Here is a 24,692-nt window from a genome sequence, read left to right as displayed (position 1 = left end):
AATAGTGTTTCAAAATCGCTTGAAATGCATTGCACAGAATCATAGAAGCCCGGTCAGAAGGCGTGTCGATCGAACCGCCATGGCGATAAGATAAGGGAGGACCCGCATGACCAGTCGTTACCGCCATATCTCTACCTTTTTCGGCCGCTCGGCGCCGCTGGCTCTCGCCTGCGCGCTTGCCGCCCAGTCGGGACTCGCGTTCGCTCAGGACGCACAGCAGGCGGCCCCTGCCGCTGCACCTGCCGATGAAACGAACAATGACGACATCATCGTCACCGGCACCGCCGGCGGCGGCACGCGCCGCCAGGATGCATCGTTCGCGCTGACCACGGTCGATGCCAAGGCGATCGATCAGCTCGCCCCCGCCAGCACCGCCGAAGTGCTGCGCCTCGTCCCCGGCGTCAGCACCGAAAGCTCGGGCGGCCAGAACGGCGCCAACATCTTCGTCCGCGGCTATCCGTCGGGCGGCGACGCCGAATTCGTGACGATCCAGAGCGAAGGCGTGCCGATCTTCCCGCCGCCCACGCTGTCCTTCCTCGAGAACACCCAGCTCATCCGCATCGACGAGACGCTGAAGCGCGTCGAAGCCGTGCGCGGCGGCACCGGTGCGCTCTTCTCGAACGGCCAGCCGGGCCTGACGGTCAACTTCGTCCAGCGCGAAGGCGGCCCCGAGTTCGAAGGCCTGCTCAAGCTCTCGGCGACGACCTTCGGCGAATATCGCGCCGACGGCTATGTCTCGGGCCCGCTCGGCCCCGACACGACCTATATGGTCGGCGGCTATTATTCCGCCGGCAACGGCATCCGCGATCCCAAGTTCACCGCCGAGAAGGGCGGCCAGATCACCGGCAACATCCGGCATGATTTCGAGCGTGGCACGCTGCTCGTCTTCGGTCGCTACCTCAACGATCACGGCCAGTGGCTGCTGCCGATCCCGGTCGTGCAGGATGGCAAGAAGGTCAGCAAATATCCGGGCTTCAGCGCGGGCACCGGCACGCTTGCCGGCCCCGAGACGCGGCTTGCGACGTTGCCCGACGGTTCGAACTTCGATCTGTCCGACGGTCGCGGCGCGAAGGTCGTCAACCTCGGCGCGAACTTCGAATATGAGCTGGGCGAGGGCATCAAGGTCCGCGATCGCCTGAGCTGGTTGAAAGGCAAGGCCAACACCAACGGCCTCGTCCCCGGATCGGCCGCGCCGCAATCGGCGTCGGCCTATGCCGCGACCTTCGGCAGCACGATCGGCAGCCTGACCTATGCGAACGGCGGCGGCGCTGCTGCGGCCGACACGCAGGTCGTCCAGGCCGGCATGTGGCGCGTGCAGAAGGATATCGAAGCCTTCTCGAACGACCTCGCGCTCGAATGGAAGAGCGGCAACAACACCTTCACGGTGGGCGGTTTCTACACCGACTATTCGTCGAAGGATAAGTGGAACCTCGGCAACAACGTCCTGCTCACCGCCGAGCCCAATGCCCGCATCCTCAACATGACGCTGGCCGATGGCCGTATCGTCACCAATCGCGGCTTCACCAGCGGTTCGACCTTCAACGTCAACGCCGATTATGACGGCCGCGACACCGCCGTCTATGCGGTCGACGAGTTCCAGGTGACCGACAAGCTGCGTCTCGACGCCGGTGTCCGCTACCAGCACCACAAGGTCAGCGGCACGCTTGAGAACAACACCTTCGGCGTCGATGTCGACGGCAATCCGAACACGCTCTACGACAACAACGTCGCGGTGCTGAACGGCACTTACAGCACGCTCAGCTTCAAGGATCACCGCGTCTCGTGGACGGCCGGCGCCAATTACGACATCACCAGCTCGATCGGCGTCTTCGCGCGCTACAGCCGCGGCAACAGCTTCCCCTTCTTCGACAATCTGCGTGACGGCATCACCGTCGCGCCGAAGGTCGACACCTATGAAGGCGGGCTGAAGGTCTCGACCGATCTGGTCAGCGCCTATGCGACGATCTTCCACAACAAGTTCGACGGCCTTGCCACCACCGTCATCACCAACGGCGCGCCGATCGCGTCGGTGGGCGGCGCGAAGGCGACGGGCGTCGAGCTGGAAGGCGCGATCCGCCCGGTGCAGGGGCTGTCGATCGGCTTCTCGGGCACCTGGCTCGACAGCAAGTATCGCCACTTCTTCACGCCCGCGGTCGATGCCAACGGCAATCCGATCGTCATCAACGGCGTGCCGGTGCTCGACGATCTGACCGGTAACCGCGTGCAGCGTCAGCCCAAGTGGCAGTGGCGTATCTCGCCTTCGTACGAGACCGATATCGGTCCGGGCAAGGCGACGATCTACACCTCGATCAACTATATCGGCGATCGCTTCTCCGACATCCGCAACCTGCAGGTTCTGCCCAACTATCTCAAATGGGATGCCGGCCTGACCTACGACATGCGGAACGGGCTGAACTTCCAGGTGTCGGTGGACAACATCACCAACACGATCGGCCTGACCGAAGGCAATATCCGCAACCTGGGTTCGCAGGGCGCGGGCACGATCCTTGCGCGCCCGATCGTCGGCCGCTCGGCGCGGTTCAGCATCGGCTACAAATTCTAGGCCCTTCCCCAAGGCTAGAACAATGCGGCGGCCCGCCTTGCGCGGCCGCCGCTTTTTTGTCCGCGCCGGGCAGGGTCGATCTGGCCTGAATCGTCGCGCGCGCCTATTGGATGCTCATATGCGGGGGAAAATATCATCGCTGGCGTCGATCGCCGCGCTGCTGGCCGGATGTGCAATGGCGCCGCGCGAGAGCGTCCAGACCAGCGGCGCGCTGCCGGCGCAGGCGCGCTTCGGTTTCGCGTCGTTCGATGCGGGCGAGCCCGATGCGCTGCGCAACCGGATCGGCGCCTGCCTTGCAGCGCATGGGCTGACGCAGGCGAGCGATCCCGCCTATCTCGTCCAGATCGCGCTTTCGGATCATCCGGCGCGGACGCAGGCGATCGACCCGACCCAGCCGGCGCCGAAGAAGCAAGGCGGCAAGCGTCATGACGTCACGCTGGTCGTCACGCTGAGCGAAGTCGCCAGCGGTCGCGAAGTCTGGCGGACGAGCGCGACGCGCCGGGGCGAGGCGACCGGCGCGGCGCTTGCCGATGCTGCCTGTGCCGCGATGACTCCGGCTGCCGGCTGATTGTCTCCGCCCCGTCATTGCGAGCGTAGCGAAGCAATCCAGAGATGTTCGGCGGCGGGCTGGATTGCTTCGCTGCGCTCGCAATGACGGGGTAGGGGCTTACTCCCCCAGCAGCGGCAGCGTGATGGTGAAGGTCGCGCCTTTGCCGGGGGCGCTTTCGCAGATGATGCTGCCCTGGTGGCGCATCACCACGGTCTTCACCAGCGCGAGACCCAGCCCGATGCCGTCCGGACCCTCGCCGTGGCGCGCGCGGGTGAAGGGCTCGAACAGCGTCGCGATCTTGTCGGGCGCGATGCCGACGCCGTCGTCGGCAATGGCGCAGACCGCTTCGGTCCCGCGCCGCGCGAGCGAGACGCGAACCGCGCCGCCGTCATGGCTATATTTGATCGCGTTGCCGATCAGGTTGATGAACGCGCGGGCGAGCATCGCGCGGTCGCCCATCATCAGCAGCTCGTCGCCGGGGCTCTCGAAATCGACCGAGATCCGCCGCGCCGACGATTGCGGCCACAGCTCGTCGACCGCCTCGACCACGATGTCGTCCAGATCGACCTCGGCGAAGACATGGTCGACCGCCTCGGCGCGGGCGAGCTGGACGAAGCCGTCGGCGAGCGAAAGCGTGCGGCGGGCATAAGCCTCGATCCGGCGGCTCGTGCCGGGATCGAGCGCGCCCGCCGGCGCATCCTCGATCAGCGCGATGATCGAGGATTGGGGCGATCGCATGTCGTGCGTCAGAAGCTGCATGATCTGTTCGCGCTGGCGCTCGCTGGCGCGGGCGACGCTGGTGTCGATCATCATCACGATCCAGCCGACCAGCGCGTCGCCCGCATCCGATTGCGGGGCGAAACGCAGGTCGAAGCTGCGCCCGTCTGTCGTGGCGACGGCGCGCGCCACGGTCTCGCGCGTGTCGGCGGGGGGCAGGGCGGGCGGGCCGCCTTCGCTTTCGCGCTCGGGCGCGAGCTGGGCAAGCAGCCGCGTCAGGCGCTCGCCTTCACCCGTGACGCCGAGGCTTTCGAGCAGCCGCTGACCTTCGCCGTTGACAAGCAGGATATGCCCGTCGCGATCGGTGACGAAGGTCGCGTCCGGCAACTGGTGGAGCCGGTCCGAGACGAAGCGGCGCATCGCGCGCATCCGCCCGATCGCGTCGTGGAGCAGCAGCGACTGATGCTCCACAAGGTCGCTCCCGCCCGGGTCGGTGGCGGTATGGGGCAGGATGTCGGGCTCGGCGCTGAACGCCTCAAGCTCGTTGGTCATATAGGCGCTCGTCGCCGCCAGCCGCCGCCAGCCCCAGAGCGGATAGACGATGGCGAGCGCGATCATCGCGGTCGCCGGGGGCAGCCAGAGCCCGAGCGCGAGCAGCACCCCGCTGGCGGCGAGGATCGACGCCAGCATGAGGCCGAGCAGCAGCGCCGTCGCGCGCGGGCTGAAGCGGCGGAAGGCGACAAGGAGCAGCCAGAGCGGAACGAGCGAGGCAGCCGCCAGCGCCCGTCCGTCGACCGGGCGGACGATATGGCCGCCCAACAGCGCGTCGAGCAGATTGGCGTGGATCTCGACCCCGGCCATCACTCCGCCATGGGCGCCGAAGGGCACGGGATATTGATCGCCCAGCCCGTCGGCGGTCGCGCCGACGAGGATGAGCCGGTCACGCAGCAATTCGGGCGGCACCTCGCCGCGCAGCAGGCTTGCGGCCGAGACGGTGGGGAAATGCCCCGGCGGCCCGGCATAGGACAGCATGATCGTGCCCGGCACGCCGCGCGCGACATCGGCCCCGCGCCCGGCGGCGCGGCGCATCAGCTCGGTGAGCTGTGGCCATTGGTGCGAGGCGTCGCCCGCCACCATGTCGATCCGCCGGACGATGCCGTCGCCGTCGAAGCGCATATTGACCTGCCCGATGCCGGCGGCGCCCGCGCGGATCGGCGCGACTGGCTCGATCGCGTCGAATTCCGCGCCGTTCGATCCGGGCCGGTCGATCAGCAGCGGCAGGAAGGAGCGGGTGCGTGCGAAGGCCGCGCCGAGCTTCGCGTCGGCTTCACCGGGGGCGGGTTCGACGAACAGCACATCATAGCCGACCGCGCGGGGGTGCGCGGCGGCAAGCTGTTCGACGAGGCGAGCGTGCGTCTCGCGCGGCCAGGGCCAGCGCCCGGCCTCCGCCAGGCTGCGATTGTCGATCGCGACGATCACGACGGCCGGGTCCGCGCTTCGCGATCGTGCGCGCAGCAATGCGTCGTAGATGAGATTGTCGAGCCGCGTCGCCGTCCGGTCCCACGCGAGGAACAGCACGACGGCTGAGGCGATCAGCGCGACCGCCCACCATTCGATGCGCAGGCGGCGGCCGCCCGGCAATGGGCTCAATCGCGCGCCTCGATATGGAGAGTTTCGGTTGCCGCCCACGCCCCGTTCGCCTGACCGTCGGCGAACTGGACGGACATGACCCGCCAATAATAATCGCCGATCGGGAGATCGGTGACGATCAGCCGGTCCCCCGTCAACCCGATCCGGTCGATCATCGGCTGGCTGCCGTCGGCGTGGGTGGAAAGCTGGAAGCGATACTGGCGCGCGCCGTCGCCCAGCCCGGTCCAGCGGAACAGATATTCGCTGCGGCGGCCCTTGCCGCTGCCCTCGACGCTGGCCGAAATGCTATTGAGCCGGCGCTGGAAGCCGTAGGTGGAGGAGATGCCCTCGATCCCGCTCGCGTCGATCGCGGCGGCGCGGACGAAATAGGTGCCGGTCGGCAGCGAGTCGAAGCTCGCCTCGGGCGTCGCCGACTGCGTTTCGTCGATCACGTCGATGAAGCCCGCATCGCGCGCGATGCCGACGCTATAGCCGTTCGCACCGTCCTCCGGCTTCACCGCGAAGGCCAGGCGCGGCTGGTTCTGGATGCGGCCGCCGTCGATCAGCTCGGGCGCTGCGAGCAGGGGGTGCGGCGCATCGTCGCCCGCATGCGCGCCGAAGCCCGTGGGCAGCGCCAGCATGTGGCGCGAGGCGGCGTCGGTCAGCTCCACCTTGCCTTCGGTCACGCCCGTCAGTGTCGCCTGCGTCGCGGGATCGTAACGGGTCGCGAACATCGTGCCGCGCACGGCTGCGACGGCGGTCGGGGTCGAGACGCGGAAGCGGCTGTCGCCGTTCGTCATCGGCGTCACCTTCGCGCGCAGGCCGCCGTCCGAGAGCGCGAACAACCGGTCGACCGAGCCGATCAGCGCGGTCTGGCGCATCCGCGCGATCTGCACCGCGCTTTGCGACGGGATGGAGACGAGCGACCCGTCGGCGAGGCGCAGTGTCGCATGCCCGCGCACGCCGGTCTCGATCCGGTCCGCCTCGTTGACCGTCATGCCCAGCGCGGCGGGCCGGAGCTTTCCGGCCGCGCCGATGCTCACCGGCCCGCTGAACGCCGCGACCCTGGCGGGCACCGGAGACTGGCGCAGCACCGTGCGCGGGATGCGGATGCGCGCGCCGACCGGGATGCGATAGGGGTCGGCGATGCGGTTGAGCCGCCGGACGGTCGCGACATCGCTCGTCCGGTCGAAATAGCGCTCGGCCAGCGTGTAGAGATTGTCGCCCGCCTTCGCCGTATAGACGACGACCGGCTCCGCCGCCGCCGGCGCGGCGCCGGCAAGCAGCAGTGCCGGGATCAACGCGGTCATGCGGCCTGTTTCACCAGCCGCTCGAGCCGATAGCCATAGGCATAGATGGTTACCAGCTTGTAGCCATTTTCGGGCCGGAGGTTGAGCTTGGTCCTCACTTTCGAGACATGCGCGTCCAGTGTGCGCGTCGGCAGGTCGGGATTGCGGCCCCAGATCGCCTCGAAGATATAGCTGCGCGACAGCGCGCGATGCTCGTTGCGGAACAGCATGAGCGCGAGCAGGAATTCCTTCGCGGTCATCTGGATCGGCCGGCCGGCATGGGTGACTGAGCCTGTCGCGATATCGAAGACATAGTCGCCATGCTGCTCGATCGCGGCGGCGGGCGGCTCGGGATAGGCGCGGCGGAGCACTGCCTCGACCCGGGCGAGCAGCACCGATGCGCTGACCGGCTTCAATATATAGTCGTCGGCGCCCATGCGCAGCGCCTGCACGACATCTTCCTCGGCCGAGCGGTTGGTCAGCAGCAGCACCGCCGGGGCCTTTTCCAGATTTTCGCGCAGCCAGGCGATCACCGAGATGCCCGATACGTCGGGCACGTTCCAGTCGAGCAGAAGAAGATCGAACGTCTCGTGATGAAGCACGTTGATCAGGCGGCGGCCGCTCTGGAAAACTTGGCAGCTATGCCCCGCCGATGTCAGGATATTCTCAACATGGGAAGCAAGAACAGGCTCGTCGTCGAGAATGCCAATCTTCATTCCACCACCCTACTACTCAGACACGCGACGCCACTCTCACAAAACGCTCCCGAAGGGCCTCGCCTCGATATTGAAATAGCAGAATTCCGCGGTCTAGCGAGGTGGTTAAGCATCATTTTACAATCTTTGACACGCATCCGACACAGGGACGTGGCAGGTCGATGATGGCGTTCCGTGGGCGGAGTTGCGGGGGATGGAACAGGAAGGGCGGGCGGCGGAGCAGCGATCGGCGCGCGGCGTCGGCGCGCGCTTCGATGCGGCCTGGCGCGCCATGCATCCCAGCCGGCGGTTGGCCACGCGTCTCGCCATCGCCTTCCTCTTCGCGGTCGTGCTGTCGATTTTCTATCAGCGCTGATTCGCGCAGGCTGGCGTTCGCCCCGCCAAGCCCCTATCACCGCGCGAAAAATTGGGTCGCATGACGATATCCTGCAAAAGGGGGACGATCATGCGCAAGCCGTTCGGGCCGATCGAGGCCGCGATATTGAAGGCTTTGACCGAGGCGCTTTTTCACGGCGTCGAGATGGCGATTCCGGCCGCCCGCGTCGTCGACAACCTCCAATATCAGTTCAGCCTGGTCGAGGGGAACAAGCCCCGCGAGATCGCCGTCACGCTTTATGTGCTTTGCTTCTTCATGGGCGGGCCGCTGTTCCTGCTGATGGGGCCGGCATGGCGCGCGCGGCGAGTCGAGAAGCGGCTGGCGCGGTCGAAAAACGATCTGATGCAGGATCTCGCCCGGCTGCGCGGCGTGATCTACGCGGGCTATTACGGCCACTGGGAAGGGCTGACCGAAGACGATAATCGCGACAATCCGGTGTTCAGGCGCATCGACTTCACACTGCCTGCCCACCGCGTCCGCAATCCGCAGGCCGACGTGGCGATCGCGCTTTTTCCGGGGCGCGAGCTGACCCACGAGGATTTCGTGGGCGAGGACGACGTGCCCGCCGAAGTCGACGTGATCGTGATCGGATCGGGCGCGGGTGGCGCGGTCGCGGCCGCCAACCTCACCGCACATGGCCACAAACCGTTGATCGTCGAGGCCGGCCCCCATTATCCCTCGACGCGGATCACGCACGAGGAACGGCGGATGACCGCCCGGCTGTTCGTCGACGGCGGCGTGCAGACCAGCCGCGATCACGACATCGTCGTCTTCCAGGGACGCTGCGTCGGCGGGTCGACGGTCATCAACAACGGCATCTGCCTGCGCGTGAAGCAGGACGGGCTGGTCCATCCCGCCGCCAACGACGTGCTCGCGACCTGGGCCTCGCTGGGCGCGCCCGTCGACGCCGCGCGCTTTGTCGCCGCCTATGAAGCCGTCGAGCACCGGCTGGGGATCGAGCCGCTCGCCGCACGCACCGGCCGCAACAATGGGCCGCATCTGCTGAACGGCTGGGCGGCCTATGCGGCGGCGAGCGCCGACCCGCAGGATCATGCCGCGCCCGCCACCTGGTTCAGCAAGAATTACGGCCCGCGCCAGATCGGCGCGGAATGCGCCTATTGCGGCTATTGCAACACCGGCTGTCCTTATGGCCGCAAGCAGGGCATGGCTCAGTCCTACCTGCGCGACGCCTGCGCGCGCGGCGCGCGCATCCTCGCCGAAGCGCCGGTCAAACGGATCGTCTGGCGCGAGGAGGAAGCCGGCGGCCGCCGCGTCGCCGACGGGATCGAGATCGTGATGACCGACGGGCGCAAGCGCTTCGTCAAGGCCCGCAAAGGCGTGGTCGTCGCCGCCGGCGCGCTCAATTCCAGCCGCATCCTCGACGCGAGCGGGATCGAGGGCACCGGCGAGGGCATGTCGCTCAACATCGCCTGCCCCGTCGTCGCGCTGATGCCCGAGGGGCGGAGCGTGAAGGCGTGGGACGAGGACCAGATGGCGACCTATGTCGATCGTGGCGATTTCCTGCTCGAATCGCATTTCCAGCCGCCGATGAGCATGTCGACGCTGATGCCCGGCTGGTTCGGCGAACATGCCGCGCGGATGATCAACTATAACCGCATGGCCTCTGCCGGCATCCTCGTCCCCGCCGATCGTTGCGGGCGGATGCGCGGCGGCGGGCTGAGCTTCAAGCTGCGCGACGATGTCGAGCTGCCGCTCATCCGCCGCGCGCTCGCGACGCTGACCAGGGTGCATTTCGCCGCCGGCGCGATCGAGGTCTATCCGGGGATCGCGCGCGGGCGGGCGATACGGCCCGGCGACGATGTCGATGCCTTCTTCGCCGAGGCGATCGGTGAGGCCGACGATATCGTGCTGTCGAGCTCGCACCCGCAGGGCGGCAACGCCCGCAATGCCGATCCTGCGAAGGGCGTGGTCGACCTCGATTGCCGCGTCCATGGCACGACCAACGTCTTCGTCACCGACGCCAGCGTCTTCCCCAGTTGCATCCGCGTGAACGCGCAACTGACGACGATGGCGATGTCGCACTATGCGACGGCGCGCGATCCTTTTGCCTGAGGCTATCGCGCGCGCGCGGGCTGGGGCGTTTCCATGCCGGCGAGAAAGGGATCTTCCTCGATGAAGGTCACGGCTCCGGCACCGACGGTGACGCGGTAGCTCCCCGGCGCGATCACGCTCCCGCCATTATCGATACCGACCGGCAAAACCACTTCCTGCCCTTCGTCGGCCCGAGCGGCAGCGGTTTCGGCGAAGGCCAGCCGATAGCTGGCCCGGGCGCGCCAGATCGCGATGCCGGCAATCGCCAGCAAGGCCAAGCCCGAGAAGAAAGGCAATATTTGCGCGATTTCGCTCATATCATTCCTCGAGCTCAATATAGCGCACTGCCCCGACGGAGAGAAGGAGCAACAGCAGCCCTGTCGCACCGGCCGCAATGGCCCAGCCCGTCGGCTGGGCGAGGATCAGAATACCGATCGCATAACCGACGAGACCGAGCCCGCCATTGGCGCAGAGACCCGACACCGCCTTCAGCGTTTCGTTCAGCCGCTTCGCTGCCAGCTTCTGCTCGTCGGTCATCGCGCCCCCTCGCGAAGGACGAGGCTATGCCACACGGCCGATCGAAACAATCCGTTCTGGTTTGATTGCTCGGGCCTCTATTTTCGCTTCGCGGGCCAGAGGCGCAGGTCGGGCACATAGATGCCGGCGACGATGCTCAGCGCCATGAAGGTCAGCGCCACGACGAGCGCGATGACCCAGTAGCGCGGATCCTCCCGCGAGACGAACCATCCCGCGACGATCGACGGCACGAGGAGCAGCAGACGCGCGAAAAGAAACATGGAACCTCCGGACATCGATTCTGCCATATCGGCGATGGCCGGGCGCGCGGCCAATAAGGGCTTTCCCCAGGGTTGAAGGCTAGCCCCTTCGTCATTGCGAGCGCAGCGAAGCAATCCAGTGCGATGCCGGGCATTCTGGATTGCTTCGCTGCGCTCGCAATGACGAGGAGGTTAGCGCCGCCCGGGCCTATTTCACCCGCCGCGCCGAGATGATCTTCACCGGCTTGGCAAGAATCTCGCCTTTCATCGGGCTGGTGTCGGTGGCCGAGATCGGTTCGGCGAGGATCTTCTTCGCCACGTCCATCCCCTCGACGACATGGCCGAAGGCGGCGAAACCCAGATTGTCGCCTGCTGCCTTGGGATCGGCGTCGATATAGGTCATCGAGCCGATGGTGATGAAGAATTCGCCCTGCGCGCTGCCCGGTTCGTGGCGCGCCATCGATATGGCGCCGTCGACATGGCTGAGCCCGGTCAGCGTCGTCGGCTCATGCTTGATCGGGGGCAGCACTTTTTTCGGATCGTTGCTCACGCCGCCCTGGACCAGTCCTTCCCCGCTGCCGCCCTTGACGGTCAACGCGCGGTAGAAGGTCGCGCCATCGAAGCGCTTCTGGTCGACATAGCGGAGGAAATTGGCGCTGGTGATCGGCGCTTTCCTGACCTCCAGCGCGACGACGATCGTGCCGTCGGCCGTGACGATCGCGACCCTGGGCAGATCCTCCGCCGGTGCGGGCGATGCTACCGGCACGGGCGCGGTCTGCGCGAAGGCAGGAAGCGCGGTCAGGAGGAGGAGCGTTGCGGCGGCGAATCGGTGGATCATGCCCTCAGGCTAAGGCGAAGGCGGGCAGAACTGAACCATGTCTTCATTCCGGCCGCGTGTCGCACGCGCCGTCGCAATGGCGCAGCCGCCAGTTGCCGATATGCGCGGTCGCCAGGATCAAGCTGCCTGCCACCGTTACCGGCGTCTCGGCATTGCCGCCCGCCAGAAGCAACGCGCCGATCGCGAGCAGCAGCAGGCCCAACCCTCCGGCGCCGAGCGGCCATGGCGCCTGGTGGCGGCGATGCCCCGCCAGCAATGCGGCGCCGCTGGCCGGTGCCGCAAAGCCGAGCAGCCAGACGTGCGTTGTCTCGGGCAGCGAAAAGAGCGCCGACAGCGCAGGGAGCGCGGCGATGAGCAGCGGCAGGGCGAGGCAGTGGACGAGGCAGAGGAACGACGCGGCGAGCGCCGCGCGCTCGATCCAATCCTCGCCCCTGCGATCATGTGCGGGAGACGTCATGACTCCTCAATGATATATTATATCATTGAGGGCAAGCCTCCTCATTTTGCCGTCGTATCATCCGGCAGCTCGCGGTTGAGATAGGTGATGATCAGCGCCGCGCGCTGCGCATCTTCCTTGCGGTCCGCGCCGGCGGCGTGACCGCCCTCGATCGCCTCGGAATAGAAGAACTGGTCGCCCAGCTCGCCCAGCTTCGCGGCGAACTTGCGTGCATGCGCCGGGTGGACGCGATCGTCGCGGGTCGAGGTGTAGATGAAGGGAACGGGATATTTCACGCCTGCCTTCAGATTCTGATAGGGCGAATATCTGGAGATGAACGCCCAGTCGGCCGGCTTGTCCGGATCGCCATATTCGCCCATCCACGATGCGCCCGCCAGCAGGTGCGAATAGCGCTTCATGTCGGTTAGCGGCGATCCCATCACCACCGCGCCGTAAAGGTCAGGCCGCTGCGTCATCGCGACGCCGACGAGCAGGCCGCCATTGGAGCGGCCGGAAACCGCGATCCGCTTCGGCGCGCTGACCCCGGCCTTGATCAGATCCTCGGCGACGGCATGGAGATCGTCATAGGCATTCTGGCGCTTCTCGCGCAGCGCGGCGTCGTGCCAGCGCGGCCCATATTCGCCGCCGCCGCGGATATTGGCGAGGATGAAGGCATTGCCTTCCTCGACCCAGAACAGCCCCGCCGGGCCGGCGCGATAGGGCTGATCGACGAGGTAAGTCGGCGTCTGGGCAAGGCGGAAGCCGCCATAGGCGTGGATCAGCGCCGGAACGGGGCCTTTCACGTCCTTCCGCCGGACGAGGAAGTAAGGGACCTTGGTGCCGTCCTTCGAGGTCGCGAAGCGCTGCTTGACCTGCATGTTCGCGGCGTCGAAGCGGGCAGGGAGCGCCTGCACGACCTGCGGCGCCTGCGCGGGCGCGACGGCATAGAGCGTCGGCGGGGTCAGCATCCCTTCCACCGTCGCGAAGGCGAGGTCGCTGACGCCTGCGGTCGCGTCCAGATGGATGGTCGAATTGGCTGGAAGCGCGATGGCGTTCTGCGCCCAGCTGCCGTCCGGCTGGCGGCCGAGCGTCAGCAGCTTGCCCGACACGTCGTCGAGCAGCTTCACCCACAGCAGCGATTTGCTGGCCGAGACGTCCTCGATCGCCTGCGTCGGTCCGGGGGTGAACACGCGCTCGATCGCGGGTGTGCGCCCGGCGAGAACGTCGTCGATGCGATAGGCGACCAGCGAACCGGCGGGAATGCCGCGCCAGTCCTTGTTGAGCAGCGCGATCGCGCGGCCGTTCAATATATCCTGCAGGTCGGCGTCGGTCGGCAGCGGCGAGGCGAAGAGCTTCCCGTCGGGCGCGACGTGGCGCAGCTCGCTATGGTAGAAATCGATGCCGCGGCGAATGATCGGCCAGCTCCTGTCGCCGTCCACGCTCACGCTCGCGCCGACCGATACGTCGGTGGCCTGCCCTTCGAACACCGTCGTCGCGGCGCTGATCGGCATGCCGCGCTTCCACAGCTTCACGATCCGCGCATAGCCCGAGCTGGTCAGGCTGCCCGGCCCGAAATCGGTCGCGACGTAAAGCGCGTCCGGCCCCGCCCAGGCGACGCCGGTCTTGGCGGCGGGCAAAGTGAACCCGCCGGTGACGAAGCTGGTGCTCGCCATGTCGAACTCGCGCTCGACCGCCGCGTCGGTGCCGCCGTCTGCCAGCGCGACGATGCAGCGATCATAGGCCGGCGCGCGGCAGGTGGCGCCTTTCCACACCCAGCTCTTGCCCTCGGCCTTGCCCAGCGCGTCGACATCGATCAGCACGCGCCATTGTGGCTTGCCTGCGGCAAAGCTGTCGAGCGACGCGATGCGCCACAGGCCGCGCGGGTTCTTCGCGTCGCGCCACAGGTTGAGCACATTGCCACCGATGATCCGGTCGGGCTCGGCGATCTGGGCGTCGTCCTGCAGCAGGGTCAGCGCGCGATCGCGATAGGCGGCGAAATGCGGATCGGCGGCAAGCACGTCGAGCGTCGCCTTGTTCCAGGCTTTCACCTGATCGAGCGCGCGTGCGCCGTCGACCTCCTCCAGATAGGCGTTGGGATCGCTGTCGGCGGCGGCGATCGGCGCTGCGAGGATGGCTGCGAGGGCGATCAGGCTGGTGCGAAGTTGATGGCGCATGGCGGTCCTTGGATTCTGGCCTTGGGCGATAGGGTTGGATGGCGGCGTCAGGGTTGCTGATCGCCGATTTCGTTGAGCGGGGGCAGCGCCTGGGCGTCGAGGCTGGCGGCGGCCTCGTTCAGCGCGCGCGCCTCGCCCACGGTCACGCCGCCGACGCCCGGATCATTGTCGTTCGCCTGGCAAGCGGAAAGGCCGATCAGCAGGAGGGGCAGCACGGCGCGGCGCATGGTCAATTCTTAGGGTGCGTTGGGAAAGCCGTGCAAGCGCGCATTTCGCGGCGGCGCTCCGCGTCCGGCTGCGCGCAAAAGAAAAGGGCCGCGCGACCTCCCGGTCGCACGGCCCCGTTTCTCGCGTGGCGAAGAAACTTACTTCTTCAGCGCCTCACCGGCGTTGGTCAGCGTGTTGCCGGCGGCGTCGGTCGCGTTCGAAGCGGCGTTGTCGATCGCCGAGAGGGCATTGTCGGTGGCGTTGTCGATGCTGCCCAGCGCGGCATCGGTGGTGTTCGCGACGTCGGCAGCGACGGCGTTGGCGGCTTCGGCGCTCTCGTTCTGCGCGTGGCTCGTGCAAGCGGCGAGGCCGAATGCGGCGGCGGCGATCAGCGACACGGTGGCGAACTTCTTCATGGGGTATCCCTCCCTGTTTCGGTCATGCACCTCGGGAGGTTGCCCCGAGCGAGCCCGGATTCTCTAGCGTTCCGGTTTTGCTCGCGCAATCCCTTCCATCAAAGGTGCGGCGCGGAAATGCGCCGAAGCGCTTTTCGCGGCGCCGGCCCGCTCCCCCTCCCGTTACCATTGACGACATATAAAGAAATCTTTATATCCGTCTCATCATGCGACGCCTGCTCGATCTTCTGCGCGCCCTTGCCGATCCGACACGGCTGCGCATCTTCGTGTTGCTGCGCACAATCGACCTTTCGGTCGGCGAACTTGCACAGGTTCTGGAGCAAAGCCAGCCACGCGTTTCGCGCCATGTGAAGATTCTCGCCGACGCCGGCCTCGTCGCGCGCCGCAAGGAAGGCAGCTGGGTCTTCCTCGGCATCGGGGAAGGCCCGGCGATCGAGCCGTTGTTCATGCTGCTCGACCGCTTCGTGGGCGAAAATGCCCGCGACGCGCAGAAGCTGGCCGATGTGCTGACCGAGCGCGCGGCCTCGGCTGAGCGCTATTTTTCCGCCCATGCGGATCAGTGGGACGCGATCCGCTCGCTTCATGTTGCCGAAAGCGAAGTCGAGGCCGCGATGGGCGCGCTCATCCGGCTGCGCCCGATCGGCAGGCTCGTCGACATCGGCACCGGCACCGGGCGGATGCTCGAGCTGTTCGGCAGCGGCGCGGTCAGCGCGACGGGCGTCGATCGCAGCCCCGAGATGCTGCGCCTCGCGCGCGTCAAGCTGGCCGAATGCGACGTCCACAAGGCCGAGCTGCGGCAGGGCGACATGTATGCCCTCCCGCTCGACGATGGCAGCGCCGATACGGTGATCCTGCATCAGGTGCTGCATTTCGCGCACCAGCCGGCGGCGGCGATCGCCGAGGCAGCGCGGCTGCTCGCCCCCGGCGGGCGCGTGCTGATCGTCGATTTCGCCAGCCATGACCGGGATGAATTGCGCCAGCAGGATGCGCATGTCCGCCTGGGCTTCGACGATGATCAGGTCGCCGGCTGGTTCGCCGCCGCCGGGCTCGATCTTGCCGCCGTGGAAGCGCTGACCGGCGGCGAACTGACCGTTAAACTATGGCTCGGCGAACGGCCGGGCCTCTTGCAGGAGAAGGCCGCGTGAGCCTGTCGCTTGAACAACTGGCCGAGGCCCGCCGCGCGCTCGAGGCGCCCCTGTTCGCCGATCTGTCCGGCGACGCGCAGGTGAGCTTCGAATTCTTCCCGCCCAAGACCGAGAAGATGGAGCAGCAGCTCTGGGACGCGATCGAGACGCTGGTGCCGCTGTCGCCGCGCTTCGTTTCGGTCACCTACGGGGCGGGCGGGTCGACGCGCGAGCGCACCCATTCCACCGTGGCGCGCATCGCCCGTGAAACGCCGGTCGCCGCCGCCGCGCACCTGACCTGCGTCGAGGCGTCGAAGGACGAGATCGCCGAGGTCGCCGAGGCCTATTGGGCGGCAGGCGTGCGCCATATCGTCGCGCTGCGCGGCGATCCGCCGGTGATGGGATCGAAATTCGCCCCGCACCCGCAGGGCTATGACGGCGCCGCCGCGCTGGTCGAAGGACTGCGCAAGCTCCACCCGTTCGAGATTTCGGTCGCCGCCTATCCCGAAACGCATCCCGAGGCGGTGAGCGCGCGCAGCGATCTCGACAATCTGAAGCGCAAGCTGGATGCCGGCGCCACGCGCGCGATCAGCCAGTTCTTCTTCTCGGCCGATGCCTTCTTCCGCTTCCGCGACGCGGCGGCGGCGGCGGGGATCGATGCGGAGATCGTGCCGGGCATCCTGCCCGTCTCCAACGTCGCGCAGACGCGCAAGTTCGCCGCCATGTGCGGCGCGGCGATCCCGCCGTGGATGGACCGGCTGTTCGAGGGGCTGGACGATCATCCCGCCGCGCGCCAGCTCGTCGCGGCCACGATCGCGGCGGAGCTTTCGCGCCGCCTCTATGCCGGCGGCGTCCGCAATTTCCACTTCTACACGCTCAACCGGGCCGAGCTGAGCTACGCCATCTGTCACCTGCTGGGGCTGCGGCCGGGCAGCGCGGCGCGGGACAAGGCGGCCTGATCCATCGCCGGGAGCGGGGGTGTCCCCCGCGCCCGGCGTGGCGCACTCCGGCTTTCAGATCCGGCGGCGGCCGGCACCCGGCATCGCATAGTACGCCATCGCCGGCGCAGGCTGGGGACGCGGCTGGCGGCCGGCGGGCTGGTGCATCTCGGGGACGTGAGCCGGAGTTCGGGCCGGTGCTGCGCGCGCCGGCTTTTCCCTCGCCAATTCCATGCGCTCGAACTGCGCGCCGCAATTGGGGCAATGGCAGACATAGAATTGCAGATGCTCGGCCTCGGCATAATGGCCCGGATGCCCGCGCAGGCCGCAGATCAGTCTTTCCAGCAGGCGAGCCATCGCCATTCTCCCCGTTACAGCAAAGCCACTAGCCAAAAGTATGATGGCGAGGCACAAACGCCGCGCCGCAGCATGGTTTCCCTGATGGGCCGCCATTGCCGCCGGGCCGGGGCTGGTTTGCGATCAGCCGTGTAGAAACGCCATGCAGGCGCCTGGGGGCGGGCGCCGTCGCCTTGAAGTTCAGAGGGAAATACTGCCGATGCGCCTGTTCTCCACCCTGCCGTTGATTGCTCTCGCCCTGGCCGGCGCCACGCCCGTCGTCGCGCAGGAGAAGCCCGATGCCACCCCCAAGAAGGATCAGTCCGCCGCCGATCGCGCGCATGAGTCGAGCGCTGCCGGCGCCGTCGACAAGGGCTGGGCGCAGGCGCCGATCGAGGAAGTCGAGAAGACGAGCGCGCACAGCATCGTCGCGCAGGGCCGCACCATCGCCTACAAGGCGACGGCGGGCACGCTCACCATCCGCAACGACGAAGGCAAGCCCACCGCCAGCGTCTTCTATGTCGCCTACACGGCAGACGGCACCAAGCCCGGCACGCGCCGGCCGATCACCTTCCTCTATAATGGCGGCCCCGGCTCGGCGAGCCTGTGGCTGCACATGGGCTCGTTCGGCCCGATGCGCGTCGAGACGACCAATCCCGATTATGTGAAGCCCGCGCCCTATGGCTATGGCCCCAACCCCGATACGCTGCTCGACAAGACCGATCTGGTGTTCATCGACGCGGTCGGCACCGGCTATTCGCGCCCGCTGGGCGACGCGAAGGGCAAGGATTTCTGGGGCGTCGATCAGGATGCGGATGCCTTCGCCAAGGCGGTGATCCGCTATCTCGGCAAGAATGGCCGCTGGAACAGCCCCAAATATATCTTCGGCGAAAGCTATGGCACCACCCGTTCGGGCGCGCTTGCCTACCAGCTTCAGGATCGCGGCGTCGCGCTCAACGGCGTGATCCTGCTCTCGTCGATCCTCAACTATGGCGTGCGCCAGCCGGGCTTCGACCAGATCTATCTCACCTATCTGCCCAGCTATGCGGCGACCGCCTGGTACCATAACCGCATCCAGAACCGCCCGGCCGATCTGTCCGCCTATCTCGCCGAGGTGCGCGCCTGGACCTATGGCCCCTATGCGGCGGCGCTCGCCAAGGGCCAGAACCTCCCCGATGCGGAGCGTGATGCCGTCGCGCAGCAGATGGCGGCCTATACGGGCCTTTCGGTCGAGTATCTGAAAAACGCCAATCTGCGCGTCGATCTCAGCCGCTTCCGCAAGGAATTGCTGCGCGATCAGCGCCTGACCATCGGCCGCTTCGACTCACGCTACACCGGCGTCGATGCCGACGCGGCAGGCGAGGGGCCGGAATTCGACGCCTCGGATGTCGCGGTCAGCGGCGCCTATATCGCCAGCCTGCACGACTATCTGGCCAACGGGCTCGGCTACAAGACCGATCTCGGCTACCGCCTCAGCGCGCGCGATTCAGAAGGCTGGCGCTGGGATTTCAGCCACCGCGCCCCCGGCTTCCGCCAGCCGCAGGCATCGCCCGACGTCGCGATCGACCTGTCGGTCGCGATGCGCACCAACCCCGGCCTCAAGGTGCTGTCGCTCAACGGCTGGTACGATATGGCGACGCCCTTCTTCGGCACCGAATATGATCTGTCGCACATGATGCTGGAGCCCGCGCTGCGCGGCAACGTGATGTTCCGCTACTATCCGGCGGGGCATATGGCCTATCTCAACCCCGAGGCGCGGCACCAGATGCACGCCGATCTGGCCGCCTTCTACGATGCCAGCGCGGGCGCGACCGCGAGCGTTGCCGCGCAGTAGCCTCCGCTTCTACCGTCATCGCGAGCGGAGCGAAGCAATCCAGCCGATGTTTGGCATCGGTCTGGATTGCTTCGTCGGTTCCGCCTCCTCGCAATGACGAAAAAGGGGCTCCGGCATCGCTGCCGGAGCCCCCTCCATCCCGCAGGATAGCCTCAGAATTTGAAGCCGGCGGCGATGCCGTAGCGGCGTGGCTCCAGCGTGAAGATGTTGGTGAACAGGCCCGACGACTGGTCGGTCACATATTGGCCGGTCGTCGCATTGTTGTTCGTCAGGTTCTGGACGAAGCCGCGCAGGAACCAGCGGTCGTCGCGGCCGTTGAGCTGCACCTGCGCGTTGAGGATCGCATAGCCCGGGATGCGATCGACATTGCCGTTGAAGATGCTGCCGTAGGATTCGCCCGTGTAGGTGATGTCGAAGCGCGGGACGAGCGACATGCCGTTGGCGAAGTCGGCCGTATACTGGATGCCCGCCGACGCCTTGAGCGACGGCGCCTGCGGCAGCTTGTTGCCCTTGATGTTCACTTCGACGCCGCTGCCCAGCATGGTGAAGGGCAGGGGGCCGCTGGGCACGCCGAACAGCGCGCGCAGCGTCGAGGGCGGGTTGGCCGCCGTCTGCGCGAGGACCGAGCAGATGCTGTAGGCGCCCGTGGTGTTGGTGCTCGGGATCGCCGTCGGCGCGCGGAGGCCGAGCCCGCTGTTGACCGCAGCGACGAAGGTGTTGACGCCCACGACATTGCCCGCCGTCGTCGGGATGATCGCGCAGTTGGATGCGTTCTGGATGTCCTTGATGATGACCGCGTCGGACCGCCCGCCCGAAGGATCGCGCGGATTGGCGAGGAACTTGTCGGTCGACACCTTGGTGTGCAGGTAGCTGAAGCCCATGTTGACCAGCAGGCTGCGCACCGGGCTGACGATCGCTTCGGCCTCGACGCCATAGATCTGCGCGGTGACGTTGTCGTTCACCGCCGTGCGCGCGACGATGCGGCTCAGCTGCAGATTCTTGTAGTCATAATAGAAGCCGGTCAGGTTGAGGCGCAGCTTGCCACCCGCGAAGGTGTTCTTGGAACCGATCTCGAAGGCGTTCACCGTCTCCGGCCCGAAGGTCACCGGCACTGCGAACAGCGGCGACAGCGGCGGGTTGATGCCGCCCGACTTGTAGCCGCGCGCGTAGGAGAAATAGAGCAGATTGTCGTCGGTGATCTTGTAGTCGAGCACCGCGCGCCCGGTCAGCCGGCCGAACTTCACCCGGTTGATCGCAAAGGGCTGCGCGCCCGCCTGCGTCGCGTCGAAATCGAGCTGGGCATAGTTGAGCGCGTCCATGAAGCTGTCCGAACCGAACGGCACCAGCGGATAATTGCCGGCGGAATCCGTCAGATAGGTCGTGCGTGCGCGGACATATTTCTGATCGTGATTGTAGCGCAGGCCGAGGGTCAGCTTCAGCTTGTCGGTGAATTCGGCATAGGCCTCACCGAAGATGCCGTAGGATTTCAGCCGGAACAGCTCGGAATAATTGCGGTAGAATGGCGTGGCGAAGAACACCGCGCCGTTGCTGTTCGCCGCGCCCAGGATACCCGAGGCGTAATCGAGGCCGAACGAGTTCACATAATAGCTGTTGTCGCGCGTCTTGCTGTCCAGATAGAGGCCGCCGATCAGGAAGTTGAACATCCCGTCGAAATGCGTGTCGACATGCGCCTCGACCGAGAATTGCCGCGTCGTCGCCTTGGACCGGTCGAAGTCGAGGCTGGTCGGAAAGCAACCGACCGAATTGCCGCCATAGACGCCGACGCCGTTGGGATCGGCGGCCGACTGGCAGACTCCGTTGGCCGGGCCGTTGGGGATCAGGGCCTGCCGCACGGGATTGAGGAAGGCGAAGGGCGATCCGGCGCGGCCCAGCGCGTTGAGCTGGGCCAGGCCGGCATTGCCCGTCAGCGAATTCTCGACCGCGAGGTTGTAGTCGCTCGTCGAATCGACCGTGTTCCAGGCATAGCCGCCGGTCACGCTCAGCTGCGCCTTCTCGCCAAGCTGCTGCTGCAGCTTGCCCATGATGTGATATTCCTTGGCGTAGTAAGTCGGCGAATAATCGATGTTCACCGTGCGCGGATCATTGGGGTTAACCGCGTTCGAGAAGGGATCGGTGCCATAGACGCTGCCGAGGCCGAAGCGTGCGAGCGCGCCGCCCGAGGCCGCCGATGCGATGCCGAGGAACTCGCTCGAGCTCTGGACGCCCGCGAGCGTGGAATTGCCGTTGAGCGTCTCGTTCGCCAGCTTGTCGGGCAGGCAGCCCAATATGCCGGTCGGGTCGCGGTGGCAGAGCTGCTTCTGGATGCGCGAGCGGTCGTCCTTCTCGCGGAAATAATAGCCGATCAGGTCGAGCGTGGTGTCGGGCGTCGGCTCCCAGCGGACCGAGGCGCGGAAGGCATAAAGGTCGCGTCCGTCGATGCGCTTGTTGTCGAACAGATTCTTCGTGTAGCCGTCGCGGTTCAGATAATAGCCCGCCACGCGCACGCCCAGCGTGTCGCCGATCGGCGCGTTGATCATGCCGTTGAGCTTGATTGAATTGTAATTGCCATATTCGGCCGATCCGCTCGCCCCGAAGGCCGAGAGGTTGGGCTTGGCGGTGATGAAGTTGACCACGCCCGACGTCGCGTTGCGGCCGAACAGCGTGCCCTGCGGGCCGCGCAGCACCTCGACGCGCTCCAGATCGAAATATTCGGTTTCGAACAGGCGGGTGGAGACCAGCGGCATGTCGTTGACATGGATGCCAGTCGCCGTGTCGCAGGTCTCGCCCACGCACAGGTCGCCGATGCCGCGGATGGTGAAGCTCGATGTGGTGAAGTTGGTCTTGGTGAAGGTGATGTTGGGCAGCGAGAGCTGCAGGTCGGTCGCGTTGTTGATCTGCTGCTTCTGCAGCGCTTCGGCCGAGAAGGCCGAGACCGCGATCGGCACGTCCTGAAGCCGTTCGGACTGGCGCTGGGCGGTGACGACAATGTCTTCAAGCCCGGTGTCGGGCGCGTTATTGGCCGGCGTCGTTTGCGCAAAGACAGGCGCCGCCGCAAACAGGGCGAGCGCGCTCGCACCAAGAAGTTCGAGCTTCCTCATCAGACCATCCTCCCAAATGGCGCCGGTCTCCCGGCTCGGCACCATTTTCGGTGCTCTGTGATGAATGTTGCTTTCACTTGACGCTGCCGTCAATGGCTTCAACCACGTTTGTCCGCCGATTCCCGCTCGTCTTGGCCGGGAAGGGGCGGCATTTCGCACGGCGTGCCCCGATGCCGTAGCGGAAGGCGCGTTCCGGCCGTCTGGTCAACCGGGCGCGTGCTTCCCATCTTGGCACGTATCATTGCTCGTTACGGACTCGATAAGGGGATGCCTGTGGCCGCTGCCGCACCGGAAAGTCAGTCGAAGATCGCCGTACCGGAGGATGTGGCGGACGCCGTCCGCACGCTCATCCGCTGGGCCGGCGACGATCCCGCGCGCGAAGGCCTGCTCGACACGCCCAAGCGCGTCGCGCGTGCCTGGAAGGAATATTGCCAGGGCTATGCCGAGGATCCGGCGATCCACCTCAGCCGCACCTTCGAGGAAGTGGGCGGCTATGACGAGATCGTGCTGCTGAAGGACATTCCCTTTCAGTCGCACTGCGAACATCACATGGCGCCGATCATCGGCAAGGCGCATATCGCCTATCTGCCGCGCGACCGCGTCGTCGGCATCTCGAAGCTGGCGCGCGTGCTCCACGGTTTCGCGCGGCGGCTTCAGGTACAGGAACGCCTGACCGCCGAGGTCGCCAACTGCATCTGGGAGCATCTCCACCCGCATGGCGTCGCGGTGGTGATCGAGGCGAGCCACGCCTGCATGACCGCGCGCGGCGTGCGCACGCCGGGCGTCGGCATGGTCACCAGCCGCATGATGGGCGTGTTCCGCGATGACGAACGCAGCCGCAAGGAAGTGCTTGCGTTGATCGGGGAATAAATCCTCCCCTTGCAGCGGTGGGCCTTGGGGGCGTCCGAGAGGGATTGGGTCTCGCCACTCCAGCCGGCCGTTCGTGTCGAGCGTAGTTGAGACACGCCCGCGCCGCCGCTTCTCGACTGCGCTCGAAGCGAACGGAGTGGGGGCAAACAGGGTCTGTGCTCGACCCAAAAAAGAAAAAGGCCGCGCAACCCCTGGGTCGCGCGGCCTTTTCTTGTCCGGTTCCGGATCGATCAGGCTTCCGCCTGCTCGCCTTCCGGGGCTTCCGGCTCGGCAACGATCGTGCCGGGCTCGGCGTTCGGATCGAAATCCTCGGTGAAGCCAGCTTCGTCCTTCTCGAACATTTCGGCCATCACGTCGACGCCCTGCGCCTGCAGCTCGGCCTCTTCAGGCGAGCGGGCGACGTTGACCGAGACGCTGACCGACACCTCGGGGTGAAGGACGACCTTCACCTCGTAGACGCCGATCGCCTTGATCGGGCGATCGAGGACGATCTGGTTCTTGGCGACCTTCTTGCCCTCGGCAACCAGCAGCTCCGCGATGTCGCGCACCGAGACCGAGCCGTAGAGCTGGCCGGTGTTCGACGCCTGGCGGATCAGCGTGACCGACGCGCCGTCGACATTCTTCGACTCGGCGACCGCGCCATCGCGGCGCTTGGCGTTGTCGGCCTCGATCTGGGCGCGGTTGGCTTCGAAGACCTTGCGGTTGGCTTCGTTGGCGCGAAGCGCCTTCTTGCGCGGGAGAAGGAAATTGCGGGCGAAACCGGCCTTGACGTTCACGACGTCGCCGATCTGGCCCAGCTTCTCGACGCGCTCGAGCAGGATGACTTCCATTTTCGGGCCCTCCTTATTTCACGATGTAGGGGAGAAGCCCGATGTGACGGGCGCGCTTGATCGCCTGGGCGAGCTCGCGCTGCTTCTTGGCCGAAACCGCAGTGATGCGGCTCGGAACGATCTTGCCACGCTCAGAGACGAAGCCCTGAAGCAACCGGACGTCCTTATAGTCGATCCGGGGCGCGTCCTTCGCGGAGAAGGGGCAGCTCTTGCGGCGGCGGAAAAACGGGCGTGCCATGGTGCTGTTGCTCCTCAGATCTCGTCGCGGTCGTCACGGTCGCGGCGCGGGCGGTCGCCACGCTCGCCACGGTCCGGGCGGTCGCCACGGCGGCCGTCGCGGTCGCTCTTGCGCATCATCACCGACGGGCCGTTCTCGTGCGCGTCGACGCGGATGGTCATGTAGCGGATCACGTCTTCGTTGATCGCGGTCTGGCGCTCCAGCTCGGCGACAACGCCGGCGGGCGCGTCGATGTCGAGCATCACGTAGTGCGCCTTGCGGTTCTTGGCGATCCGGTAGGCCAGGCCACGCAGGCCCCACGTCTCGGTCTTCACGACCTTGCCGTTATTGTCCTCGACGATCTTGGTGGCGGCTTCCGCCAGTGCGTCCACCTGCGCCTGTGCCAGATCCTGGCGCGCAAGGAACACATGCTCGTAAAGAGCCATGCAACTCACCTCTTCTTGGCCGATCGCTGACGCCGCCCCATGCGGACGCCCCTCCGGCTGTCGTTCAAAAAATATCGGGGGCAGAGAGAGACTCTCCACCCCGGACCGCGCGCCAATGACGGAAAGCGGGACGGAAGGCAAGTGAAAACGGGCGGCTGTCGCCGGACGGCAAGTCCCATTTCCGCCCCCGGCCCGTCATTGCGAGCGCAGCGAAGCAATCCAGAAAAATGTCGACACCGTGCTGGATTGCTTCGCTGCGC

General features: G+C 66.4%; 25 protein-coding genes. 8 read left to right on the top strand and 17 right to left on the bottom strand.

Features of this window, described 5'->3' with window-relative positions; all coding sequences use genetic code 11:
- The first annotated feature begins 106 nt into the window (after positions 1 to 106).
- Entirely contained in the window at positions 107 to 2,563 is a 2,457-nt protein-coding gene (locus AC3WT0_RS16160; protein WP_492754476.1) for a TonB-dependent receptor, read from the top strand.
- Positions 2,564 to 2,681: 118 nt separating this feature from the next.
- Complete coding sequence (locus AC3WT0_RS16155) at positions 2,682 to 3,131, top strand: hypothetical protein (RefSeq protein WP_492754475.1); 450 nt, start codon at positions 2,682 to 2,684, stop codon at positions 3,129 to 3,131.
- A gap of 99 nt (positions 3,132 to 3,230) precedes the next feature.
- On the opposite strand, the gene AC3WT0_RS16150 is transcribed toward AC3WT0_RS16155, so the two are convergent.
- From AC3WT0_RS16150 to AC3WT0_RS16140, 3 genes are read right to left on the bottom strand one after another with little or no spacing between them, the layout of a single operon-like run.
- Positions 3,231 to 5,480: a CHASE2 domain-containing protein gene (locus AC3WT0_RS16150; protein ID WP_492754474.1), complete on the bottom strand. Its 2,250-nt coding sequence runs from the start codon at positions 5,478 to 5,480 to the stop codon at positions 3,231 to 3,233.
- Positions 5,477 to 6,769 carry a FecR domain-containing protein gene (locus AC3WT0_RS16145; protein WP_492754473.1) on the bottom strand — a complete coding sequence of 431 codons (1,293 nt, stop codon included), beginning with the start codon at positions 6,767 to 6,769 and terminating at the stop codon, positions 5,477 to 5,479. The genes AC3WT0_RS16150 and AC3WT0_RS16145 overlap by 4 nt, the downstream gene beginning before the upstream one ends.
- Positions 6,766 to 7,464 carry a response regulator transcription factor gene (locus AC3WT0_RS16140; protein WP_492754472.1) on the bottom strand — a complete coding sequence of 233 codons (699 nt, stop codon included), beginning with the start codon at positions 7,462 to 7,464 and terminating at the stop codon, positions 6,766 to 6,768. Before AC3WT0_RS16140 ends, AC3WT0_RS16145 begins: the two co-directional genes overlap by 4 nt.
- A 193-nt stretch (positions 7,465 to 7,657) precedes the next feature.
- Here AC3WT0_RS16140 and AC3WT0_RS16135 point away from each other — a divergent pair, with 193 nt between their 5' ends.
- Both AC3WT0_RS16135 and AC3WT0_RS16130 read left to right on the top strand, forming a co-directional pair.
- Positions 7,658 to 7,819 carry a hypothetical protein gene (locus tag AC3WT0_RS16135; protein WP_492754471.1) on the top strand — a complete coding sequence of 54 codons (162 nt, stop codon included), beginning with the start codon at positions 7,658 to 7,660 and terminating at the stop codon, positions 7,817 to 7,819.
- Between the two features lie 90 nt (positions 7,820 to 7,909).
- A complete protein-coding gene (locus AC3WT0_RS16130; protein ID WP_492754470.1) occupies positions 7,910 to 9,913 on the top strand; it encodes a GMC family oxidoreductase N-terminal domain-containing protein in 2,004 nt (667 codons plus the stop codon).
- Between the two features lie 2 nt (positions 9,914 to 9,915).
- Here AC3WT0_RS16130 and AC3WT0_RS16125 read toward each other — a convergent pair whose 3' ends face one another.
- The 8 genes from AC3WT0_RS16125 to AC3WT0_RS16090 all read right to left on the bottom strand — a co-directional run bounded on the left by AC3WT0_RS16125 (position 9,916) and on the right by AC3WT0_RS16090 (position 14,739).
- Entirely contained in the window at positions 9,916 to 10,209 is a 294-nt protein-coding gene (locus tag AC3WT0_RS16125) for a hypothetical protein (protein WP_492754469.1), read from the bottom strand.
- A 1-nt stretch (position 10,210) separates the two neighbouring features.
- Positions 10,211 to 10,429, bottom strand: coding sequence for a hypothetical protein (locus AC3WT0_RS16120; RefSeq protein ID WP_492754468.1), 219 nt, complete (start codon positions 10,427 to 10,429; stop codon positions 10,211 to 10,213).
- Between the two features lie 77 nt (positions 10,430 to 10,506).
- Positions 10,507 to 10,689, bottom strand: coding sequence for a hypothetical protein (locus AC3WT0_RS16115; protein WP_492754467.1), 183 nt, complete (start codon positions 10,687 to 10,689; stop codon positions 10,507 to 10,509).
- 187 nt (positions 10,690 to 10,876) lie between these two features.
- Positions 10,877 to 11,506 carry a peptidylprolyl isomerase gene (locus AC3WT0_RS16110; protein ID WP_492754466.1) on the bottom strand — a complete coding sequence of 210 codons (630 nt, stop codon included), beginning with the start codon at positions 11,504 to 11,506 and terminating at the stop codon, positions 10,877 to 10,879.
- A 43-nt stretch (positions 11,507 to 11,549) separates the two neighbouring features.
- A complete protein-coding gene (locus tag AC3WT0_RS16105; RefSeq protein ID WP_492754465.1) occupies positions 11,550 to 11,963 on the bottom strand; it encodes a MerC domain-containing protein in 414 nt (137 codons plus the stop codon).
- Between the two features lie 41 nt (positions 11,964 to 12,004).
- Positions 12,005 to 14,116: a prolyl oligopeptidase family serine peptidase gene (locus AC3WT0_RS16100; RefSeq protein ID WP_492754464.1), complete on the bottom strand. Its 2,112-nt coding sequence runs from the start codon at positions 14,114 to 14,116 to the stop codon at positions 12,005 to 12,007.
- Positions 14,117 to 14,163: 47 nt separating this feature from the next.
- Positions 14,164 to 14,343 carry a hypothetical protein gene (locus tag AC3WT0_RS16095; RefSeq protein WP_492754463.1) on the bottom strand — a complete coding sequence of 60 codons (180 nt, stop codon included), beginning with the start codon at positions 14,341 to 14,343 and terminating at the stop codon, positions 14,164 to 14,166.
- Positions 14,344 to 14,481: 138 nt separating this feature from the next.
- Positions 14,482 to 14,739 carry a circumsporozoite protein gene (locus AC3WT0_RS16090; RefSeq protein ID WP_492754462.1) on the bottom strand — a complete coding sequence of 86 codons (258 nt, stop codon included), beginning with the start codon at positions 14,737 to 14,739 and terminating at the stop codon, positions 14,482 to 14,484.
- A 206-nt stretch (positions 14,740 to 14,945) separates the two neighbouring features.
- Here AC3WT0_RS16090 and AC3WT0_RS16085 point away from each other — a divergent pair, with 206 nt between their 5' ends.
- Together AC3WT0_RS16085 and metF are read left to right on the top strand one after the other, a co-directional pair.
- The gene (locus AC3WT0_RS16085; RefSeq protein WP_492754461.1) at positions 14,946 to 15,884 is read left to right on the top strand and encodes an ArsR/SmtB family transcription factor; all 939 of its coding nucleotides are present in this window, start codon (positions 14,946 to 14,948) and stop codon (positions 15,882 to 15,884) included.
- Positions 15,881 to 16,822 carry a methylenetetrahydrofolate reductase gene (metF, locus tag AC3WT0_RS16080; protein ID WP_492754460.1) on the top strand — a complete coding sequence of 314 codons (942 nt, stop codon included), beginning with the start codon at positions 15,881 to 15,883 and terminating at the stop codon, positions 16,820 to 16,822. The genes AC3WT0_RS16085 and metF overlap by 4 nt, the downstream gene beginning before the upstream one ends.
- Positions 16,823 to 16,876: 54 nt before the next feature.
- Here metF and AC3WT0_RS16075 read toward each other — a convergent pair whose 3' ends face one another.
- Entirely contained in the window at positions 16,877 to 17,158 is a 282-nt protein-coding gene (locus AC3WT0_RS16075) for a hypothetical protein (RefSeq protein ID WP_492754459.1), read from the bottom strand.
- Positions 17,159 to 17,357: 199 nt separating this feature from the next.
- On the opposite strand from AC3WT0_RS16075, the gene AC3WT0_RS16070 reads away from it, so the two are divergent.
- Positions 17,358 to 18,971 (top strand): S10 family peptidase, encoded by a 1,614-nt coding sequence (locus AC3WT0_RS16070; protein WP_492754458.1) that lies wholly within the window; start codon positions 17,358 to 17,360, stop codon positions 18,969 to 18,971.
- Positions 18,972 to 19,123: 152 nt separating this feature from the next.
- On the opposite strand, the gene AC3WT0_RS16065 is transcribed toward AC3WT0_RS16070, so the two are convergent.
- A complete protein-coding gene (locus AC3WT0_RS16065; protein WP_492754457.1) occupies positions 19,124 to 22,069 on the bottom strand; it encodes a TonB-dependent receptor in 2,946 nt (981 codons plus the stop codon).
- A gap of 267 nt (positions 22,070 to 22,336) precedes the next feature.
- On the opposite strand from AC3WT0_RS16065, the gene folE reads away from it, so the two are divergent.
- Entirely contained in the window at positions 22,337 to 22,939 is a 603-nt protein-coding gene (folE, locus tag AC3WT0_RS16060) for a GTP cyclohydrolase I FolE (protein ID WP_492754456.1), read from the top strand.
- A 230-nt stretch (positions 22,940 to 23,169) separates the two neighbouring features.
- On the opposite strand, the gene rplI is transcribed toward folE, so the two are convergent.
- The 4 genes from rplI to AC3WT0_RS16040 form a co-directional block, all read right to left on the bottom strand.
- Complete coding sequence (gene rplI / locus AC3WT0_RS16055; protein WP_492754455.1) at positions 23,170 to 23,769, bottom strand: 50S ribosomal protein L9; 600 nt, start codon at positions 23,767 to 23,769, stop codon at positions 23,170 to 23,172.
- 13 nt (positions 23,770 to 23,782) lie between these two features.
- Positions 23,783 to 24,007 (bottom strand): 30S ribosomal protein S18, encoded by a 225-nt coding sequence (gene rpsR, locus AC3WT0_RS16050; protein WP_025292255.1) that lies wholly within the window; start codon positions 24,005 to 24,007, stop codon positions 23,783 to 23,785.
- Between the two features lie 14 nt (positions 24,008 to 24,021).
- A complete protein-coding gene (gene rpsF, locus AC3WT0_RS16045) occupies positions 24,022 to 24,432 on the bottom strand; it encodes a 30S ribosomal protein S6 (RefSeq protein WP_492754454.1) in 411 nt (136 codons plus the stop codon).
- Between the two features lie 64 nt (positions 24,433 to 24,496).
- On the bottom strand, positions 24,497 to 24,692 hold a 196-nt coding region (locus tag AC3WT0_RS16040), incomplete at its 5' end, for a hypothetical protein (protein WP_492754453.1).

Source organism: Sphingomonas sp. EU05-FHT14C10, from assembly GCF_058790595.1.
Note: the sequence above shows the minus strand (reverse complement) of the source record. Positions and strands in the feature narration are given on the sequence as shown.

Bases quoted from the DNA above. Each gene is read 5' to 3' on its own strand.
- rpsF (WP_492754454.1), bottom strand. From the start codon at position 24,432: ATGGCTCTTTACGAGCATGTGTTCCTTGCGCGCCAGGATCTGGCACAG.
- AC3WT0_RS16120 (WP_492754468.1), bottom strand. From the start codon at position 10,429: ATGACCGACGAGCAGAAGCTGGCAGCGAAGCGGCTGAACGAAACGCTG.
- AC3WT0_RS16090 (WP_492754462.1), bottom strand. From the start codon at position 14,739: ATGAAGAAGTTCGCCACCGTGTCGCTGATCGCCGCCGCCGCATTCGGC.
- AC3WT0_RS16065 (WP_492754457.1), bottom strand. From the start codon at position 22,069: ATGAGGAAGCTCGAACTTCTTGGTGCGAGCGCGCTCGCCCTGTTTGCG.
- folE (WP_492754456.1), top strand. From the start codon at position 22,337: ATGCCTGTGGCCGCTGCCGCACCGGAAAGTCAGTCGAAGATCGCCGTA.
- AC3WT0_RS16070 (WP_492754458.1), top strand. From the start codon at position 17,358: ATGCGCCTGTTCTCCACCCTGCCGTTGATTGCTCTCGCCCTGGCCGGC.
- AC3WT0_RS16140 (WP_492754472.1), bottom strand. From the start codon at position 7,464: ATGAAGATTGGCATTCTCGACGACGAGCCTGTTCTTGCTTCCCATGTT.
- AC3WT0_RS16110 (WP_492754466.1), bottom strand. From the start codon at position 11,506: ATGATCCACCGATTCGCCGCCGCAACGCTCCTCCTCCTGACCGCGCTT.
- AC3WT0_RS16135 (WP_492754471.1), top strand. From the start codon at position 7,658: ATGGAACAGGAAGGGCGGGCGGCGGAGCAGCGATCGGCGCGCGGCGTC.
- AC3WT0_RS16130 (WP_492754470.1), top strand. From the start codon at position 7,910: ATGCGCAAGCCGTTCGGGCCGATCGAGGCCGCGATATTGAAGGCTTTG.
- AC3WT0_RS16085 (WP_492754461.1), top strand. From the start codon at position 14,946: ATGCGACGCCTGCTCGATCTTCTGCGCGCCCTTGCCGATCCGACACGG.
- AC3WT0_RS16115 (WP_492754467.1), bottom strand. From the start codon at position 10,689: ATGTTTCTTTTCGCGCGTCTGCTGCTCCTCGTGCCGTCGATCGTCGCG.
- AC3WT0_RS16100 (WP_492754464.1), bottom strand. From the start codon at position 14,116: ATGCGCCATCAACTTCGCACCAGCCTGATCGCCCTCGCAGCCATCCTC.
- AC3WT0_RS16095 (WP_492754463.1), bottom strand. From the start codon at position 14,343: ATGCGCCGCGCCGTGCTGCCCCTCCTGCTGATCGGCCTTTCCGCTTGC.
- AC3WT0_RS16075 (WP_492754459.1), bottom strand. From the start codon at position 17,158: ATGGCTCGCCTGCTGGAAAGACTGATCTGCGGCCTGCGCGGGCATCCG.
- AC3WT0_RS16125 (WP_492754469.1), bottom strand. From the start codon at position 10,209: ATGAGCGAAATCGCGCAAATATTGCCTTTCTTCTCGGGCTTGGCCTTG.
- AC3WT0_RS16155 (WP_492754475.1), top strand. From the start codon at position 2,682: ATGCGGGGGAAAATATCATCGCTGGCGTCGATCGCCGCGCTGCTGGCC.
- AC3WT0_RS16105 (WP_492754465.1), bottom strand. From the start codon at position 11,963: ATGACGTCTCCCGCACATGATCGCAGGGGCGAGGATTGGATCGAGCGC.
- rpsR (WP_025292255.1), bottom strand. From the start codon at position 24,007: ATGGCACGCCCGTTTTTCCGCCGCCGCAAGAGCTGCCCCTTCTCCGCG.
- AC3WT0_RS16160 (WP_492754476.1), top strand. From the start codon at position 107: ATGACCAGTCGTTACCGCCATATCTCTACCTTTTTCGGCCGCTCGGCG.
- rplI (WP_492754455.1), bottom strand. From the start codon at position 23,769: ATGGAAGTCATCCTGCTCGAGCGCGTCGAGAAGCTGGGCCAGATCGGC.
- AC3WT0_RS16145 (WP_492754473.1), bottom strand. From the start codon at position 6,769: ATGACCGCGTTGATCCCGGCACTGCTGCTTGCCGGCGCCGCGCCGGCG.